The organism is Prosthecobacter sp., from assembly GCF_044222565.1.
GTDB lineage: Bacteria > Verrucomicrobiota > Verrucomicrobiia > Verrucomicrobiales > Verrucomicrobiaceae > Prosthecobacter.
In genome coordinates this window covers 58,548-74,679 of record NZ_JBGANA010000005.1, presented here as the reverse complement: position 1 = coordinate 74,679, position 16,132 = coordinate 58,548, and the positions used below count along the sequence as shown (strand labels likewise).

At 60.3% G+C, this 16,132-nt stretch carries 17 protein-coding genes; 8 read left to right on the top strand and 9 right to left on the bottom strand.

The window, feature by feature from the left end; all coding sequences use genetic code 11:
* Positions 1–38: 38 nt before the first annotated feature.
* Together ACILSR_RS08950 and ACILSR_RS08945 are read right to left on the bottom strand one after the other, a co-directional pair.
* Entirely contained in the window at positions 39–965 is a 927-nt protein-coding gene (locus ACILSR_RS08950; protein ID WP_395749413.1) for a 2-dehydropantoate 2-reductase, read from the bottom strand.
* Positions 966–1,214: 249 nt separating this feature from the next.
* Positions 1,215–3,680 (bottom strand): DEAD/DEAH box helicase, encoded by a 2,466-nt coding sequence (locus tag ACILSR_RS08945; protein WP_395749412.1) that lies wholly within the window; start codon positions 3,678–3,680, stop codon positions 1,215–1,217.
* 44 nt (positions 3,681–3,724) lie between these two features.
* Here ACILSR_RS08945 and ACILSR_RS08940 point away from each other — a divergent pair, with 44 nt between their 5' ends.
* A complete protein-coding gene (locus ACILSR_RS08940) occupies positions 3,725–4,363 on the top strand; it encodes a hypothetical protein (protein ID WP_395749411.1) in 639 nt (212 codons plus the stop codon).
* Here the strand turns inward: ACILSR_RS08940 and ACILSR_RS08935 are convergent.
* Together ACILSR_RS08935 and ACILSR_RS08930 are read right to left on the bottom strand one after the other, a co-directional pair.
* The gene (locus ACILSR_RS08935; protein WP_395749410.1) at positions 4,353–4,967 is read right to left on the bottom strand and encodes an N-methyl-D-aspartate receptor NMDAR2C subunit; all 615 of its coding nucleotides are present in this window, start codon (positions 4,965–4,967) and stop codon (positions 4,353–4,355) included. The two genes, ACILSR_RS08940 and ACILSR_RS08935, sit on opposite strands and share 11 nt — an antisense overlap.
* Positions 4,964–5,884, bottom strand: coding sequence for a M28 family peptidase (locus ACILSR_RS08930; protein ID WP_395749409.1), 921 nt, complete (start codon positions 5,882–5,884; stop codon positions 4,964–4,966). The genes ACILSR_RS08935 and ACILSR_RS08930 overlap by 4 nt, the downstream gene beginning before the upstream one ends.
* Positions 5,885–6,011: 127 nt before the next feature.
* On the opposite strand from ACILSR_RS08930, the gene ACILSR_RS08925 reads away from it, so the two are divergent.
* Entirely contained in the window at positions 6,012–6,893 is an 882-nt protein-coding gene (locus tag ACILSR_RS08925) for a serine O-acetyltransferase (protein WP_395749408.1), read from the top strand.
* A 9-nt stretch (positions 6,894–6,902) separates the two neighbouring features.
* Positions 6,903–7,535: a SprT-like domain-containing protein gene (locus tag ACILSR_RS08920; RefSeq protein WP_395749407.1), complete on the top strand. Its 633-nt coding sequence runs from the start codon at positions 6,903–6,905 to the stop codon at positions 7,533–7,535.
* A gap of 53 nt (positions 7,536–7,588) precedes the next feature.
* On the opposite strand, the gene ACILSR_RS08915 is transcribed toward ACILSR_RS08920, so the two are convergent.
* The 3 genes from ACILSR_RS08915 to msrA all read right to left on the bottom strand — a co-directional run bounded on the left by ACILSR_RS08915 (position 7,589) and on the right by msrA (position 10,806).
* Positions 7,589–8,608, bottom strand: coding sequence for a hypothetical protein (locus ACILSR_RS08915; RefSeq protein WP_395749406.1), 1,020 nt, complete (start codon positions 8,606–8,608; stop codon positions 7,589–7,591).
* A 33-nt stretch (positions 8,609–8,641) separates the two neighbouring features.
* Positions 8,642–9,748: a hypothetical protein gene (locus ACILSR_RS08910; protein ID WP_395749405.1), complete on the bottom strand. Its 1,107-nt coding sequence runs from the start codon at positions 9,746–9,748 to the stop codon at positions 8,642–8,644.
* Positions 9,749–10,137: 389 nt separating this feature from the next.
* Positions 10,138–10,806, bottom strand: a complete 669-nt coding sequence (gene msrA, locus ACILSR_RS08905; RefSeq protein ID WP_395749404.1) for a peptide-methionine (S)-S-oxide reductase MsrA — start codon at positions 10,804–10,806, stop codon at positions 10,138–10,140.
* Positions 10,807–11,035: 229 nt separating this feature from the next.
* Between msrA and ACILSR_RS08900 the strand changes: the two genes are divergently transcribed.
* The 3 genes from ACILSR_RS08900 (at position 11,036) to ACILSR_RS08890 (ending at position 13,084) form a co-directional block, all read left to right on the top strand.
* Positions 11,036–11,416, top strand: coding sequence for a globin (locus tag ACILSR_RS08900; protein WP_395749403.1), 381 nt, complete (start codon positions 11,036–11,038; stop codon positions 11,414–11,416).
* Between the two features lie 63 nt (positions 11,417–11,479).
* The gene (locus ACILSR_RS08895) at positions 11,480–12,415 is read left to right on the top strand and encodes a 2-hydroxyacid dehydrogenase (RefSeq protein WP_395749402.1); all 936 of its coding nucleotides are present in this window, start codon (positions 11,480–11,482) and stop codon (positions 12,413–12,415) included.
* Positions 12,416–12,493: 78 nt separating this feature from the next.
* Positions 12,494–13,084: a hypothetical protein gene (locus ACILSR_RS08890; RefSeq protein ID WP_395749401.1), complete on the top strand. Its 591-nt coding sequence runs from the start codon at positions 12,494–12,496 to the stop codon at positions 13,082–13,084.
* Between the two features lie 186 nt (positions 13,085–13,270).
* Here ACILSR_RS08890 and xerA read toward each other — a convergent pair whose 3' ends face one another.
* Both xerA and ACILSR_RS08880 read right to left on the bottom strand, forming a co-directional pair.
* Positions 13,271–14,206, bottom strand: a complete 936-nt coding sequence (gene xerA, locus ACILSR_RS08885; RefSeq protein ID WP_395749400.1) for a site-specific tyrosine recombinase/integron integrase — start codon at positions 14,204–14,206, stop codon at positions 13,271–13,273.
* A 17-nt stretch (positions 14,207–14,223) separates the two neighbouring features.
* A complete protein-coding gene (locus tag ACILSR_RS08880; RefSeq protein ID WP_395749399.1) occupies positions 14,224–15,012 on the bottom strand; it encodes a hypothetical protein in 789 nt (262 codons plus the stop codon).
* Positions 15,013–15,170: 158 nt separating this feature from the next.
* On the opposite strand from ACILSR_RS08880, the gene ACILSR_RS08875 reads away from it, so the two are divergent.
* A complete protein-coding gene (locus ACILSR_RS08875) occupies positions 15,171–15,437 on the top strand; it encodes a UPF0175 family protein (RefSeq protein ID WP_395749398.1) in 267 nt (88 codons plus the stop codon).
* 228 nt (positions 15,438–15,665) lie between these two features.
* Positions 15,666–16,079, top strand: a complete 414-nt coding sequence (locus tag ACILSR_RS08870; RefSeq protein WP_395749397.1) for a hypothetical protein — start codon at positions 15,666–15,668, stop codon at positions 16,077–16,079.
* Positions 16,080–16,132 lie beyond the last annotated feature (53 nt).

The following is a 16,132-nucleotide window of genomic DNA, read 5'->3' as shown; positions in this document are numbered from 1 at the left end:
AGACGCTCGTCCTACCGCACAGGGGACTGTGCGGACCACTATCTGGCGGCAATGCGCGCCTTCAACTCCTCATGCAGTTTCTCCACCTGTGGCATGGCGATTCCCGCCGAGCTCGCGCGCCGCACCGGCTCGCCCCAGATGGCGTCCAGCTCCACCTCGCTGCCGGCGAGGAAATCGATGAGGCTGCTTGGCTTGTAGGCGGACATGGTGCGCGTTCGGTCGATCATGTCGTCGATGAGTGTGAGGGGGATCTCATGCCCGAGATGGCCTGCGGTGTCGATGATCTCGCGCATCAGGTCACGCACGCGCTTTTCCAAAACGGGGTCCGCCAGGATGGCGGCGGTATCCTTGTTGCCTGCGGCGATGGACAGGCCGTTGAACGGGATATTCCACACCAGCTTTTTCCATCGTGCGGCGATGAGGCTGGGCTCCACGTGACACTGAATGCCGCAGCGCTGAAGCTCCGCAGCCAGCGCCTCCGTGCGCACCTGCGGGGAGCCGCTGTGTTCTCCGAGTGCGATCTGCCCCTGGGCGATGTGGTGGATGTCTCCGGGAGCGATGCGGTTGATGCACACAAAACACAGCCCGCCCAGCACATGGGCGGAGCCAAAATGCCGCGCCAGGAAGTCATCGCTGCCCAGGCCGTTTTGCAGGGTGAGGATCACCGTCTTGGCGTGCAGCAGCGGCGGGAGCAAAGAGAGGAGCGCTTCATTCGCCGTCGCCTTCATGGCGATGATGACCAGATCGCAAGGCCCGATCTCCGCCGTGCTGCGGTGGCAGAGCACCTGCGGCAAATCGAAGTCGCCATGCAGGCTGCGGATTTTGAGCCCGTGCTGATGCACATGAGCATAGTCCGAGCGCATGAGAAAATGCACTTCATGCCCATGCTGTGCCAGACGTCCGCCATAGTAGCAGCCCACCGCGCCGGAGCCGACGATGGCGATGCGGGGGTGGTCGAGATTCATACTCCTAGTCTGCGTGGCGTCGGGAATTCTTCAAATCATCATGCGAAAGCACGAGGGCGAATTTGGAGTGCGGCATGCGGAGCTGCCGCTTTCGAGTGTCTCGTGGTGTGCGTGTGGTCGTGGGGCTGCGAGCGACTCCAGGCTGCCGCTTTTGGGAGGTTTTGGTATGCGCCTGTTTTCCTGCACGGCGGAAAGCGGTAGCTGCGCTCGTGCCTCGCTGCGCGACCGCACTCCAAATTTCTGCCGTGGCTACTTCACCATCAAATAATGCCGCGTCTTGCCATGGCGTTGCTTGTTGGTCAGCGGTGGCAGGTCGAGGTGGAAAAAGTGGCGCAGGGTTTTGGTGTGGTGCTTCAGCGTCTGCTTGGCAGCCTCCTTCAGCTCCTTCCATCTACGCCACGGATGATCTGGCGCATGCGTGATGTGTCTCAGCAAACTCAGCCATTCCACATACGCGCGGGAGATGTCGCCTTCGGCGATGCCGGCTTTGAGATCCTGCGCGCCGGGCTGTTCAGGATGCAGCAGCGCATCGAGCAGTTCCGCCGCGCCTTCGCCGTAGTCTTCCGGCAGGCCGTTGTCCAGATAGCCCTGATGATTGACGAAGCCGTAGGTGCCACGGCACACGGCCGCGAGACGTTCGGAGCCGCAGGTGAGCGGCAGGTCAAATTTGGAGCCGCTGCGCAGGTTCGCCATGTGGTGTACCAGCTCATCGGCGTGGTAGCTTTCATCCTCCAGCGCCGCCACGATGGCCAGGCCTTCGCCATGCTGGAAGAAGCTGAAGATCTCCCCGCGCCGTGTGGGCACGCCCTTGGAATCGATGAGCCCGAGCGAACGCCAGGAGTGAATGGGTGATCCGCCGCGCGGCTGGCGGTCGGTGGTAGTGGTCTCGGCGGTGTGCACACCGGTTTCATTCTTCACCACGATGCTGCGCTCCTGCGGCATGAAAAGCAGCCTGCCATGCGCGTCCTCATACGCCATCACCTCGACAGGCGAGAGATCAAAGCAGGCAAAGACGAGATTCTCCTTCATCACGGTGCCGATGAATTCCGGGGCTACATCCTGAATAGCCTCCTCCACGCTGGAGAGAATGTGCCTGGCCAGGTCTCCCGCATGCAGCACGGTGATCTCCTCCAGCGGTACTGTCTCTGCGTTGCGCGGCAGCTTGAGCAGACGGCGGATGGACTTGGTGGGCTTCACCTGATCTCCGACCGGTGTGCCGAGGCTGATTTCCACGCCGTAGATCACGTCTTTCTCGCGGCGGATTTTTCCCACGCGGCCGATGCCATGGGCAAACCGCGCTGCAAAGGCGGGCACGCCCAACAGGGCATGCACGCGGCTCAGCGGGGCACGGTGCAGAGCGTGCTTGTGTTTGCGCTCCCACTCGCCGTAGGAGTTGAGCACCTGCTTCTCCGTGGCCTCCAGGCCGAAGAGCGCCTTCGCGTTTTCGTGCCGCGGCTGCACCACGTCCGGCTCCAGCTCTTCCAGCCCGAGCAGCGGCGGTACTTTGGCAAAGAGCCTGCCCGCGAAGCGTGTGGCGGCATCAAAGGGGTTCTCCTCGCGCAGCGCGGCGTGCTTCATCACGCGCAGGAAGATGGGCCAGGCCAGCAGCTCGCTGCGGTGCAGGCGCGCGGGGCGAGCGTCAAAGATGGAGGGGCTGTCGCGGCTGGTGATCACGTGGCCCTTGTCATCCAGCCCGCGCCTTCCGGCGCGGCCGTACATCTGCAGCAGTTCATCGGGTGCCAGCTTGTGCTCGCTCCTGCCATCATGAAAGGTGGTGCCCGCCACGTGCACGCTGCGCACGGAGAAATTGATGCCTGCCGCGAGACCCATCGTCGCGGCAATGACACGGAGCTGCCCGGCCTTCGCCAGCGGTTCGATCACACCCGCGCGGGCGCCATAAGACAATCCGCTGTGGTGAAAAGCCACGCGTTTTTCCAGCAGCGTGGCCAAATCCTTGCCGCATACGGCCCGCTGTTCCGCGGTAAGTTCCAGCGGATCACCCATCGGCAGATCAGCAGCAAGTCTTCGAGCAATCGACTCCGCCTCCTTGCGGCGTGGCGCAAAGATCAGCAGCGGCGCGAGATCGGCCATCATCACCGCCGCGGCAAAGCGCGGCCAGTAGTTTTGAAACTGCTTCTGCCGCTGCGGCAGGGTCTCCATGGGCGCTTCCTCCAGCGGAACGGGCCGCTCACGCGTCATCACCACCTCGGCTTTGCGTCCCAGGCTCACCAGCCATGCCGCCACATCTTCAGGGTTGGCCACCGAGCCGCTGAGCAGCAGCAGCCGCGTCTCCTGCGGAGCGAGTGCGATGGCCGCTTCATAGTTCGCGCCACGTGAATGATCCGAGATCATCTGGTATTCATCGACCACCAGCAGCGCCGGACCTTCACCACGCACCAGCCGCTCCAGCTGCGTCTCCAGCGTGGCCACCACCACCGGTGCATCCACATGCTCCGCGATGTCCCCCGTGGCAATGCCCACATGCCACTTCGCCTCCTTCCACTCTGCATATTTGTCGTTCGCCAGCGCGCGCGTGGGCACGGTGTAGATCGCCTGACCTTGCAGATGCCGCCCCTGATGCAGCAGTTCAAAGATATACGTCTTCCCTGCCCCGGTCGGCGCGCTCACCACCACATCGCTTCCCGTGCGCAGCAGATTCACCGCCTGGTGCTGCCATGGATCGGGGAGTTTGAGCTGGTTGAGGGATGGAAGCATGGGTTGAGGCTAGACGTGGCAATGTCTTCACCTAGAATCAATGCATGATCTCCACAGGATTCAGAAAGTTTCATCCCTTTGCCAGCAGGCAAACATTACGCCTGTGCTTCATGGCGGGACTCGTTTTCGGACTTGTGGGCTGCAACTACGGCACCATGACCGTCGGCAGCTACGACGGCACCACCGGCAAGACCAGCACCACCGTTTACTCGAAGTACTATGACAACGGCGTCTGGCTCCTGAAAGACAAGCTTGGAATCGTGGTCGTGGTGGATCATGATAAAAAGCAGATCCCCATCGCTCACGGCATCGTGCAGTCGATAGGAGCGCTCGGGCCGGGGGATTCCTATGCCTCTGGCAAAGTGTCGGTCGTTCTTTGGAACTTCGACTCCGTGCCGCATCAGGTGAAGTTCAAACGTTTGCTCACCCGCGGCGGCGAGCTGGACTTTCAGAATCAGGTGATTACCGCAGTTTCGCATGAACTGATTGAAACAGAGGTCGGCGTCATTCCGATCTTCAACTACGGCAAATCAGTCCAGATGACTCTGGAGCTCGAGGTTGCAGGAAAGCCTCGTCGCATCGAACTCGAACTGCCGCGACGCACTCTGCAGCAATTGAAGCAGTACTTTTCCCCTGGCTCTGTCAGCCCATATCCATGGGGCGGACGCAGCGTCAAGGGGTGAAGGGCTTCACTGAATCGATCAACAAGCGCAGATTTTCCCTTGCCCGCACTTCAAACCGTTCGCGTGCCCAGCCGGTGAGGTAAATCTGCTGGCGATTCAAAAAGATCGTCAGAATCTCCGCACGCTTCTCGGCATACACCGCCTGCGGCACCCAGGCATACTCTGCACGAATCTGTTGCTCATACTCCAGTACACGCCCCATGGGCTGCGCGAAGATAGCCAGATCAATGTCGATGATCCAGGCATCATCCGCGCCGTCTCCCGGCAGGTGGGATTTGGTCAGCATGATAAGCCGCGCCACCTCGCCGCCCGCTCCAGCATCCAGAGCCATCTTCGCGCTGAGTTCTTCATTCTCGCTGCCTTGGGGATCATACACCGCATCATGAAACCAAAGGGCCATCTCGATGAGGTCCGGCTGTGCCATCAGGCCGGTCTTCTTCGCCTCATCCAGGCATAGCAGGCATTCTTCGAGATGCTGCAGGGTATGGTCGGCGCGCTGTGGCTCTGAATAGGCCGTCATAAGCCGCGCATGCCATGCGGCGCCGTCAGTGGTAAGGCCCAGGCGCTGCCAGAGGGACTGCCATCTTTGCAGGCTGGTTCTCATGCGGCCATTTCGATCTGCTCCAACTGTTTCAGCACACAGGCTGTAAGCGCCTGGGTCACGTGCGTTAGGAATTCATAGTTAAGCGTGTCAGGCTCATCCGTGGCCTGATGGTAGTGGGGATTGCGAAACTCGGATGTGTCCGTCCACATGATGGAAGGAATGCCGGCTTTCCAAAACGGGGCATGATCACTGCGGTGCAGCACAGGGAAGTATTTTTCCACACCCAGCAGCACTTCGACGCCATAGGCAGGCAGCTGGGGGCGTTCTGTTCGGATGGTTTGCAGCGCCTTCTTCATCGCGCCCGCACCTTTGTTGTTGGTGAGCAGTCCGATGAAGTCGCCACGGTCTGGCATTTTGAGGGGCAGACCGGGAGGAACTTTCTGTGAGCCGGGAAGACTGCTGGCATAACCCACCATTTCCAAAACATGCGCGCATGCCACACGGTAGCCGGCCGTGGGCAGAAAGTGCTGCACCCAGTCGCTGCTGCCGAGCAGGCCGTCCTCCTCGCAGTTGAAGGCTACGAACACCACGGGCAGATCCGGTAGAAATTCCGCGCAGAGTTTGGCGCAGCCCAGCATCGCGGCCACGGCGCTGCCATTGTCGTCAGCTCCGGGAGTTTGCGGCACGCTGTCGTAGTGCGCTCCGACCAGGATGACCTCGCCTCCCGAGAAAGAAGGCTCGGCGATGACATTGCGGTAGGGACCTTGAAAGCTCACCTGGTAGCCCCAGCTGCTCAATTCTTTGGCAATCCAGTCAGCCGTGGTGCGGTTGGCGGTGGCATTGAATTTGAAATGGCGTGGAATGGAGATGTACTCCACCCAGGAACGCAGCATGAGCGGCGTGAGGCCAGCCAGCAGCTCCGTGATATCCTCGTTCGGCTTTCCATTTTTCAAACGGCTGGCGTTTCGAATGAGCATGATGCGCGATCATGGATCATTTTGGTTTGATTTGCCAGATGAAGCTTTTTTCCGTGAGTTATTCACAGCAATCATCTCACCCCCGCGCTTGAATCCACATCGCAGCGCGGTATCGCTGACTGCATCCATGGATTGCCGCCAAATCGAAATCGTCAACAGCCTCATGACCTCATACCAGGAGGTGGGCGGGATCAACCACGTCGATTGCGGCAATCTGCCGTCCAAGCGCGCCATTGCCGTCCTTTGCGAAGATTTGCTGCACCTGCTTTTTCCCGGCTTCTTTTCGGACGAGGCGGTGTCTTCCCAGGAGCTGGAGCTGATGACGAATGAACTCGTCGCCAGCATCCGCGAGCGGCTGAATGTGGAGGTGCGGCGCAGCCTGCGGCTGAATGGCAACCACGAGAATCGTGATGCGGAGGCATCCGACATCGTGTGCAGCTTCCTCATGGGCCTGGCCGAGGTGCGCGCCCTGCTGAAGATGGATGTGGAGGCGGCGTATGCGGGAGATCCCGCGGCGCGTGGCTTTGAGGAGATCATCCTTGCCTATCCCGGACTCGAAGCCATCGCCATTCAGCGCACGGCGCATGTGCTCTATTTGAAAAACGTGCCGGTGATCCCGCGCATGATGACGGAGTGGGCGCACAGCCGCACGGGCATCGATATTCATCCCGGTGCGGAGATCGGCACGCATTTCTTCATCGATCACGGAACCGGTGTGGTTATTGGCGAGACCACCACTCTCGGCAATCACGTGAAGCTTTATCAGGGCGTCGGTCTTGTGGCGCGTTCGCTGGCCGCCGGGCAGGGGCTGCGTGGCAAGAAGAGGCATCCCACTCTGGAAGACAACGTCACCGTCTATGCCAATGCCACGATTGTTGGCGGCGACACGATCATTGGTGCGCGCAGTACCATTGGTGCAAACGTATTCATCCTCGAATCCGTGGCACCGGACATGCTCTACGCACTCGGTGAACAGGAACACAAGGTCCAGGTCAAAAAGAAGAAGTAAGTCGTGAGCATGCTCGATCTCTCCCAGCTCAGCTTTGATTTCTCCGCGCTGCCGCACTGGTTGCCGTTCAGCACCGTGCGTGAACTTCCGCCCGCACCGACCCCCGCTGCCGATGCTGCGGATGAGGAAACCATTCTCGATGGACGCGATGAGAAACTGGAGGAGCAGACACGGGCCATGCTGCTGGCGCTGGATCTGCCAGGCGGAGCCAAGCTCGTAACGGTGACGTGGAATGCCCGCCTGCGCAGCACCGCGGGCTATGCGCGCTATCCGGGCTGGGCCATCGAGCTGAACCCGCGGCTGCGCGAGTTTGAAGGCCAGGTGGATCGCACGTTGAAACATGAGCTGGCGCATTTGATCGCGTATCATCGCAGCGGACGGAAGCGCATCGAGCCGCACGGGCGCGAATGGCGGCAGGCTTGTGCCGATCTTGGCATCGCCGGAGAAAAGGCCCACCACCGTCTGCCGCTGCCGCGCAATGAGGTTGAGCGCAAGCTGACCTACGCCTGCCCTGTCTGCCAGACCACTGTGCATCGTGTGCGCAAATTTCGCCGTCCCACCGCCTGCCTGAAGTGCTGCCGCCTGCACGCCGGCGGCAAGTATGACGGACGCTTCCGTCTGGCGCTGGTGGCGCAGGCCTGAGACCATCGTGCCAGGGCTTCACTCGTTCCTTGAGATAGTCGCGGAGCTTTCCTTCAAGCTGCCGCAGGAACTTGCGGCCGGGGAGCAGGAACGAGGGCGCCGCTCATCGCAATGCCGAGGATGCCACCGACGAGGCCGGCGCCGAGCGCCCAGAGGGCGACGGGTCTTTTCCAGTCCATCACCTGCTCGAAGGCGGGAGAGGCGCGCTCCTGGATGTAAACATCGTCGTGGTCGATGGAGGACTGAAGCTCATCTGCCTTCGCGAATGCTTTGTCGAAGGCGCTCTTGGAAGCGATGGCTTTTTCCCTGAGGTTGCGGAGATCTGCAATGGTGGATTCGTGGCGCTGGATTGCGGCCATGATGTCCTTGATCTCAGCCTCGAGGGCGGAGATGCGGTCCCGCAGGGGGACGCGGGCGGCATCGTTTTCGGCCAGGGGCTTGAGCTGGAGGCGGAGTTCATCGCGCTGGGTTTGCTGAGCTTTGAGGCGGGCCAGGAGGCGTGCATGATCTGAAGTGGCGGCGAGCGACTCCACATCCGTGGGCGCGGCCTTGAGGGCGGCCTGGGCCTGCTTCATCTCCTTTTGCCGGTCTGCCGCTGCCTCGAGCACCTGCCGCAGGGCTTCGCCCTGGATGCTTTCGCGCATTTCATGACGGGAGGCTACGAACTCATCGAGCAGAGCATTGAGGAGGGCGCGGGTGTATCTGGGGTCTGAGCCGGTGGCGACGAGGTTGATAACGCCGATGTCCTTGGTCTGGGGTATGCGGATGCTCACGGGAACCCTGGGGAAGTCCGGATTGAGCACTTTCACGCGTTCCAGAGCGCGGCTGTACATCTCCTGGCCTTCGAGGGCTTCAGTGATGCTGACGTATTCCGGTGGGCGTTCGTCTTTCTCCGCCTTGCCAGAAATGGCCCCAAGATTTGTCCAGATCTTGGCGATGGAGATGTACTCCGAACTTTTTTCGGTGATCTGATTCGCCTGCTGCCGCACACCCGCGATGGCGCCCGCCACGGCAGCGAGCACCGCGCAGGCGAGGATGACAAGGAGGCGGAGCAAGATGCGGGCGATGCTCATGGTCCGATGAACGGAGCAGAGGGTAGATCTGGCTCAGAGGGCGGCGGGGGCTTGCGGTCTGGGAGCCCGGATCAGGAGAAGGCTCAGCAGGAGGCCGATGAAGGCGCCGGCGAGGCCGAAGATGACACCCCCGATAACGATGCCACTGACCGCGACACCGCCGAGCTTCACACCGCCGGAAGCAGCGCCAGTGAAGGGATCCTGCAGGACGGCAACGTGCTCGCTGGCCGGGGTGGCGCGCTCCTGAATGGCGACGTAGTCGGAGGCGCTGTTGAACACGACCTGAATTTTTTCCACTTCATGGAAAAGCTTTTCATAGGCCATGGTGTTCAGCCGGTGTTTCTCCGTCAGCGTCCGCAATTCCGCGAGGTCAGACTCGTAGCGCTTCAGATCCGTCTCGATGCCTTGGATCTCGGATTCGGTGGCTTCGAGCTGGGACTGCAGCGGGGCCTTGGTGGCGTCTGCGGCTTCGAGAGGCTTGATCTTGAGGCGGAGGTCATCGCGCTGGTTGCGGAGGGAATTGAGGCGAGTGACGAGGCGCTCGAGCTCCGCCTTCACGCTCGGGGTGTCCACTTTGGCGCGCACTTTTTCGAGCGCGGCTTCGGAGGTCTCCATGTCCTTCTGCTTGGTTACGACTTCCTGCAGGAACTGCTGGAGCACCCTGCCCTGCGCCGCCTCTCGGATGCTTTGACGGAAGGCGATGAATTCATCGAGCAGGGCATCGAGAAAAATGCGGGTGTATTTGGGGTCTGTGCCGGTGGCCAGGATGTTGAAGATGGAGCTGCCTTTGGATTGTGAGACGCGGATGTCCACATCGCTGTCCTTGAGGTCCGGGTTCAGGGCTCTGACGCGCTCCAGGGCGCGGCTTTTCATTTCGGCGGATTCGCAGGTTTCGAGGATCGTGCCGTAGAAGTCCGCCTGCTGCTCGCGCCAGTTGCTGCTGTCGTTGCCGGCCACTTCTCTGCCTGCGACGAGCTTTGCCATGGAGCGGAATTGCTGGGGCTTGTCCAGCGAGCGAACTTCCTCAACTTTGCCGGCGATGATGGGTGAGGTTTGCTGCATGACGCCGAAGCCCGCACCGCCCAGGGCGAAAACCAGCGTGATGAGGAAACGGGTCAGGATGCGGGAGGAGGTGCTCATGGGTGGGAAAAGGAGGCCTCTTCTGCCAGATTGGCAAGGCGGTGGCAAGGTAAATCAAGAGCTTAGGGATTCGAATGGGGGTAGGTGAAGGCTTACGCATGAAGGAGGCAGCGAAGGCGGAGGCCCCATTCGAAAGGACGAAAAGGACGGAAGCGACCGAAAGGACACAGAACGCCACGACAGCCAGATGTTTGGACGCTGTTCGTGCGTAAGCCTTGGGGTAACGGGGATGCTCGTTAGAGGGCAGTGGGCGAACGCGAGGGCGGGACGGGATCAGGATGATCACTTTCCCTTTCTGGCATGAAAAAGCCCAGGCCTTGGAAGGGGCCTGGGCTGAGAGGGGGCCGGAAGCCGCACTCGGAGAGTGCGGAGCACTTCACGCTGGGCGGTTACTTCGCCTCGGGCTTGATCTTGCCTTTCTCTTCGAGCTTGTGCTTGAACTTCTCGGTCTTGGGATCGACCACGGCGCGGACGTAGCCTTGGTTGGGGTTGAGGGCTTTGAAGTTCTGGTGGTAGTCTTCAGCAGGGTAGAATTTTTTGAGCGGGGCGATCTCGGTGGCGATGGGGTCTTTCCACTTCTTCTGAACTTCGGCCTTGGAGGCTTCGGCGATCTTGTGCTGCTCTTCGGTGGTGTAGTAAATGGCGGAGCGGTACTGGGTGCCGTAGTCATTGCCCTGGTAGGCGGTGCCTTTGGGCAGGAACTTGCCGTGGTGCATGCCGTCTTCCTTGGTCACGCTGGTGGGATCGTGCGCATCCCAGAAGAGGTCGATGATCTCCTTGTAGCTGACGACGGCGGGGTCGAACTCGATTTTGACGACTTCGGCGTGGCCGGTGTCTCCAGTGCAGACCTGCTCGTAGGTGGGATTGAGAGTCTTGCCACCGGCGTAGCCGCTGACGACGCTTTTAACCCCTTTGACGAGGAGGTACTGGGCCTCGACACACCAGAAGCAGCCGCCACCGATGACGGCGGTCTCGGTTTTGGGAGCGTCTGCGGCTGAGGAGGTCGGGGCTAGGGAGGCCATGAGGAAAAGGGTGAGGAGGGTGAGCGCGGTTTTCATGGGATAGATACGAACGAGTTGGGGCGGAGAGTCAATGATCCGTGCTGTGAGAGGTGAAACTTTCGGGGGAATTCCCGAAAAACGGCAGAGGATGGCTGAAAGGGGATGAAGAAGAGGGGAGAGGATGGCCGCAAAAAACACAAAGAGGCGCAAAAAATGAGTCTCATTGGGAGGTTTTGGCTTTTTGTTCCCTTTTGCGTTTCATGACGGCCAATTCCATTCTGTCATTATGGATGAAATCTCAACTCTCTGCGGCCGGGTGGGCGAAACGAAACTGCGCGACATGGTGACGGCGTTTTACCGGCGGGTGCGGGTGGATGATGTGATCGGCAAGATGTATCCGCCGGATGACTGGGAGAACGCGGAGAAGAGGCTGGCGGATTTCATCGTGTATCGCTTTGGCGGGCCGCAGACCTACATTGAGGAGAGGGGGCATCCGCGGCTGCGGGGCAGGCACATGCCGTTTTCCATTGGCGAGGCGGAGAGGGACCGGTGGATGAAGCTGATGGGAGAGGCGATGGAGGAAGTGAAGCTGCCAGAAGGTGAGGGGCCGATCATTCACGGCTTTTTTGCGCAGGTGGCGGACATGATGCGGAACCGCGAAGGGTGATGGGAATTGCTGCAAAGAGATTGAGTGGCCGCAAAAAGGGGCAAAGGTTCGCAAAACCTGAAGATGAAAAATGAACTGCTGATTCTCGCTCCTTTGCCGGACTTTCTGATGAACCCGCTGCTGGCGGCGAACACCTGCCATGATTATTTTCATGCCAGCAACAAAGCGGCGCTGCTGGCGCAGGTGGGGGCAAAGGTGCGCGGCATTGTGATGGCGGGGGGCAGTGTGGCCCCGGTGGCGCTGCTGGAGCAGCTGCCGAAGCTGGAGATCATCAGCGTGTTTGGCGTGGGCTATGACGGGGTGCCGGTGGACTGGTGCAAGGCGCACAACATCCACGTGACGAACACGCCGGACGTGCTGACGGAGGATGTGGCGGACACGGCGAGCGCGCTGGTGCTGATGACGAGCCGCAGGCTGATCGCAGCGAACCGTTTCCTGCATGAGGGGGCGTGGCTGCAGGGGGCATTTCCTCTGGCGCATGCGCTGCATGGCAAGCTGGCGGGCATCGTGGGCCTGGGGCGCATCGGCAAGGCGATCGCGCTGCGGCTGGGGGCGCATGGCATGCGCGTGGCGTATCATGGGCGCACGAAGCAGGCGGTGAACTGGAAGTATTTTGAGTCGCTGATCGAGCTGGCGAAGGCGGTGGATTTTCTGGTGGTGGCCTGCCCAGGGGGCGCGGCGACGAAGCACCTGATCAATGCCGAGGTGCTGGCGGCGCTTGGCACGAAAGGCACGCTGATCAACATCGCGCGCGGCTCGGTGGTGGACGAGGGGGCGCTGATCGCGGCGCTGCAAAACGGGACGATCCGGGGCGCGGGGCTGGATGTGTTTGCGGACGAGCCTCGTGTACCGGAAGCGCTGATGCAGTGCGAGAATGCCGTGCTGCTGCCGCACCTGGGCAGTGGCACGCACGAGACGCGCGCGGCGATGGCGCGGCTGGTGGTGGAGAATCTGGCGGCGCACTTCAGCGGAGCGGCGCTGCTGACGCCGGTGTGCTGAGGTTTTCCTCCTAGGATTGCCTGATCGTTTTGGCCGATTGCCTGCTTGCCCTTGCGGTCTGAGATACTATTGAACCTTATGGGCAAACTCATTCTTGGAGCAATTCTCACCGCCATCGTCGTCTTCGCCTGGGAGGGGATTTCGTGGATGGCCATCGGCTGGCACCAAAATGGATTCCGGACGTTTCGTGATGAATCTGCCGTAGTGGATGTGGTGAAGGCGAATGTGACTTCCGGCCATGGCATCTACCTGCTGCCGGCGGTGAGCGAGGCGCCGAAAATCGCGACGGCGGAGGAGAAGAAGGAGTTCGTAGCGAAGCAGGCGAAGGCGGTGAAGGATGGCCCGTATGTGTATGCGGTCATCCGCCCGGGCAAGGGAGAGGTGAGCATGGGAACGAATTTGGCGCTGAGCTTTGTCCGCTGCCTGATCTGCGCCTTTTTGATCGCGGCGCTGCTGTCTCAGACGGCGCTGCACTATCCGGCTCGCATTGCCTTCGTGGCGGCGGCGGGACTGTTTGCGGGACTGACGTCCGATCTGCCGATGTGGATCTGGTTTGAAAATCCGGCGCGTGATGCCGTGGTGAACATCGCGGATCATGTGATCGCGTGGATCTTCGGCGGTGCGGTGCTGGGGATCTTCGTGGGCAAGGAGCCGGTGGCGGAGCCGTGAGAAAGGGCTGACGAAGGACTCAGACCAACTCTCAAAAATCTTGTCACATTGCCCGGACGGCGGAGCGGCCCCATTGGCCGCGTTAGTCGCTTGCCTGTTATTCTTCAATAGCAGGCGGCGCTCCCGCCTTGCCACTGGGGCCGCTGCGCTCGCCGGTTCAATATGACAATCTTTTCGAGAACTGGTCTAAGCGCGAGGATGCGCGGACTCGTACACTTCCTTCATGCGCTGCGTGGAGACGTGGGTATAGATCTGCGTGGTGGAGAGGCTGGCGTGGCCGAGGAGCTCCTGGACGCTGCGGAGGTCGGCACCGTTGTTGAGGAGGTGGGTGGCGAAGCTGTGGCGGAGCTTGTGCGGGGTGAGGTGGACGGGGATGCCGGAAGCGCGCCAATATTTCATGATGACGTCGTCCACGGCCTGGGCGGTGATGCGTTTGCGCAGCTTGCTGAGGAAGAGGGGGCCGTCATGCACGCCGGCTTTGAGGCGGTAGCGCTGGACGGCCTCAAGGGCTTTGGAGCCGACGGGGCAGAGGCGCTCCTTTTTGCCTTTGCCGAAGACGCGCACGGTTTCGGTGTAGGTGTCGATGTCTGCGACGTTCAGGGAGACGAGCTCGCTGAGGCGCATGCCGGTGCTGTAGAAAAGCTCGAGGATGGCGGTGTCGCGCTCGGGTGCCCATGCGGCGTCGCGTTTGGATTTTTCGAGGGACAGCGGGAGGGCGAGCATGGCCTCGACCTGGGAGATGGTGAGGACGACGGGGAGTTTTTTCTCGCGCTTGGGGAGCTGGACATCGAGGAGGGGATTGGTCTTCCAGCCGCGGCGGCGGGTGAGCCATTTGAAGAAGGAGCGCAGGGCGGCGAACTGGAGGCGGATGGTGGCGCGGCCGCGCTCACGCTTCATGAGGTCGAAGAGGAAGGCGCGGAAGTCATCGGCGGTGAGCTCGGCCCAGCCTTTGAAGGGGGTGCGCCATTCGCGAAACTGCCGGAGGGCGAGTTCGTAGTTGGCCAGGGTGCGATCCGAGGAGCGGCGCTCGGCTTCCATGAACTCAAGGAAGCCGGTGGCGAGCGGGTCCGGGGCTGGCGCGGGCTCCGAAGTGGCTTTGTCCATGGGGGGTGCGCTGTCCATGGCGTGCTTATATTGGCTTAGCCGGGGATCTGTTTGGCGCGGCAGACGGTGCAGATTTCTTCGCCGGAGTCCAGGACGCGGAAGTCGAGGTGGGAGTCGTCCAGCTCGGTCTTTTTGCAGACGGAGCACTGGTGGAAGAAGGTGCCTTCGGGGGCCTTGGCGGAGTCGAAGCGGCTGCGGCGGGAGGCCACCTGGGCCATGCGGGCGCGCTCGCTGATGAAGCCGGGGCCGAAAGCGATGAGGAAGTTCAGGTGGCCGACGAGCACCGGAAGGATAAGGCCGGGATTGCCAATGACCATGAGGATGGTGAGGCCGGCGCTGATGGCGGCGACCCACTTCATTTTGATGGGGAGCACGAAGTAGATGTAGATCTCTTCATCGGGGAAGAGGGTGGCAAAGGCGAAGAGCAGAGTCTGGTAGAGAAACAGGCCCTGAGCTGGCCAGCCGAAGAGGAGGGTGCCGAGTGTGACGGCGAACATCCAGCCGAAGATGTAGAGATTGACCCGAAACGCTCCCCAGGCGCCTTCGATGCCGCGGCCGATCCACATCATGAACATCGTGCCGATGAGCGCCCAGATGAGGGAGAAATTCCGGGGGATGAAGATGTGGGTGACGAGGCGCCAGACTTCGCCGTGCAGCACGCGTTCAGGATTGAGCTCCAGGAACTGCAGGTAAGCAGCGGCGCCATCCTTGTTCATGACCATGATGATGACGAGGACGAGGAGCTGAAAGCCGGCGATGATCTGCACGAGGCCGTGAATGGCGAAGCGGCCGAATTTGGACTCGAGTTTGGGGATGATGGACATGTCTGGGGTGTCTGGTAGTCCGGTTTCAGCCGGGAGCCAAGAGAAGACTGGTACGGCTGTGAGGGCAGAATGGGCGCTCCTGCGAATCTATTTCGGGACCTACGCAGCGTCATCGAATTTCGTCTGGCATCGCTGCGAGGGAGGGTTAGCTTCATCCTATGCAAGCTGTGACGCTCACTCTGCCGGCCGAGTCTTTGGTCGGTGTACGCATTCCGCCGCGTGAATTGGAGCGGGAACTGCGCTGCAGGCTTGCGACCGCGCTGTTTTCGGATGGCATTCTGTCTGGTGCGGCGGCTTGCCGGATGGCGGGTTTGAGCAAAGTGGAATTTCAGCATCTGCTGGGTGAACGTGAGGTCACTCAGCCTTTGGCAGAGCAGGACCTGGAACAGTATCTTAGCAACTTCGCCGCGTGGAAAGTGCGATGAATTCCTGGTTTTCGGCAAACGTGTCTGCGTACTGGGCCATAGCCAAACTGGACTACAAAATTAGTTCTGTATTCAACTTGGATAAGGAGATCCCGCTTGGAACTGGCAAATGTGCTGGCGCAGTGATTGCCGCGGCCAATCCCTTGCTTCCATATCAATATGCATGCATGTCTTAAAAAGCTCTCATCAAGACTATTGCTGGCAATGGCATCCTCATTGATTCTCCTCTTGATTTTTTACTTCAAAAAACCTGACCTAGGCCCGAAGATAATAAGAGACCAGTTTGTAACGGATCTTTTGAGACAGGACATCACAGCGGTGAGTACCAGAGGTTTTTTTCATTTTGTTTTCAATTCATCAGAACAAAAAACTCAATTTATCAAGCTGATTGCTGAGGCGAGACTATGGGAAGAGCGAACTCATGGCATGGAGATAGGAAGCGCCGAATTTCGACGAGATAAACAATTCTATTCAGTTCATCTCGATGAAAGCAGCGTTGATCATTGTGACTTTATCATCGTGGATGCTAGCGGCCCTGTCTATGGACGGATTACGCTTGGAATACCAAAGGATTTATCGCGTCCATATCTTGAGCAGTATCAGAAGATGATTAACCACCAAGAAAAAGCTAGGGGGCGATAGTTGACAGAAATGTATCGGGTGTCCAAAGCCACGTAATGCAATTATAGCGGGTC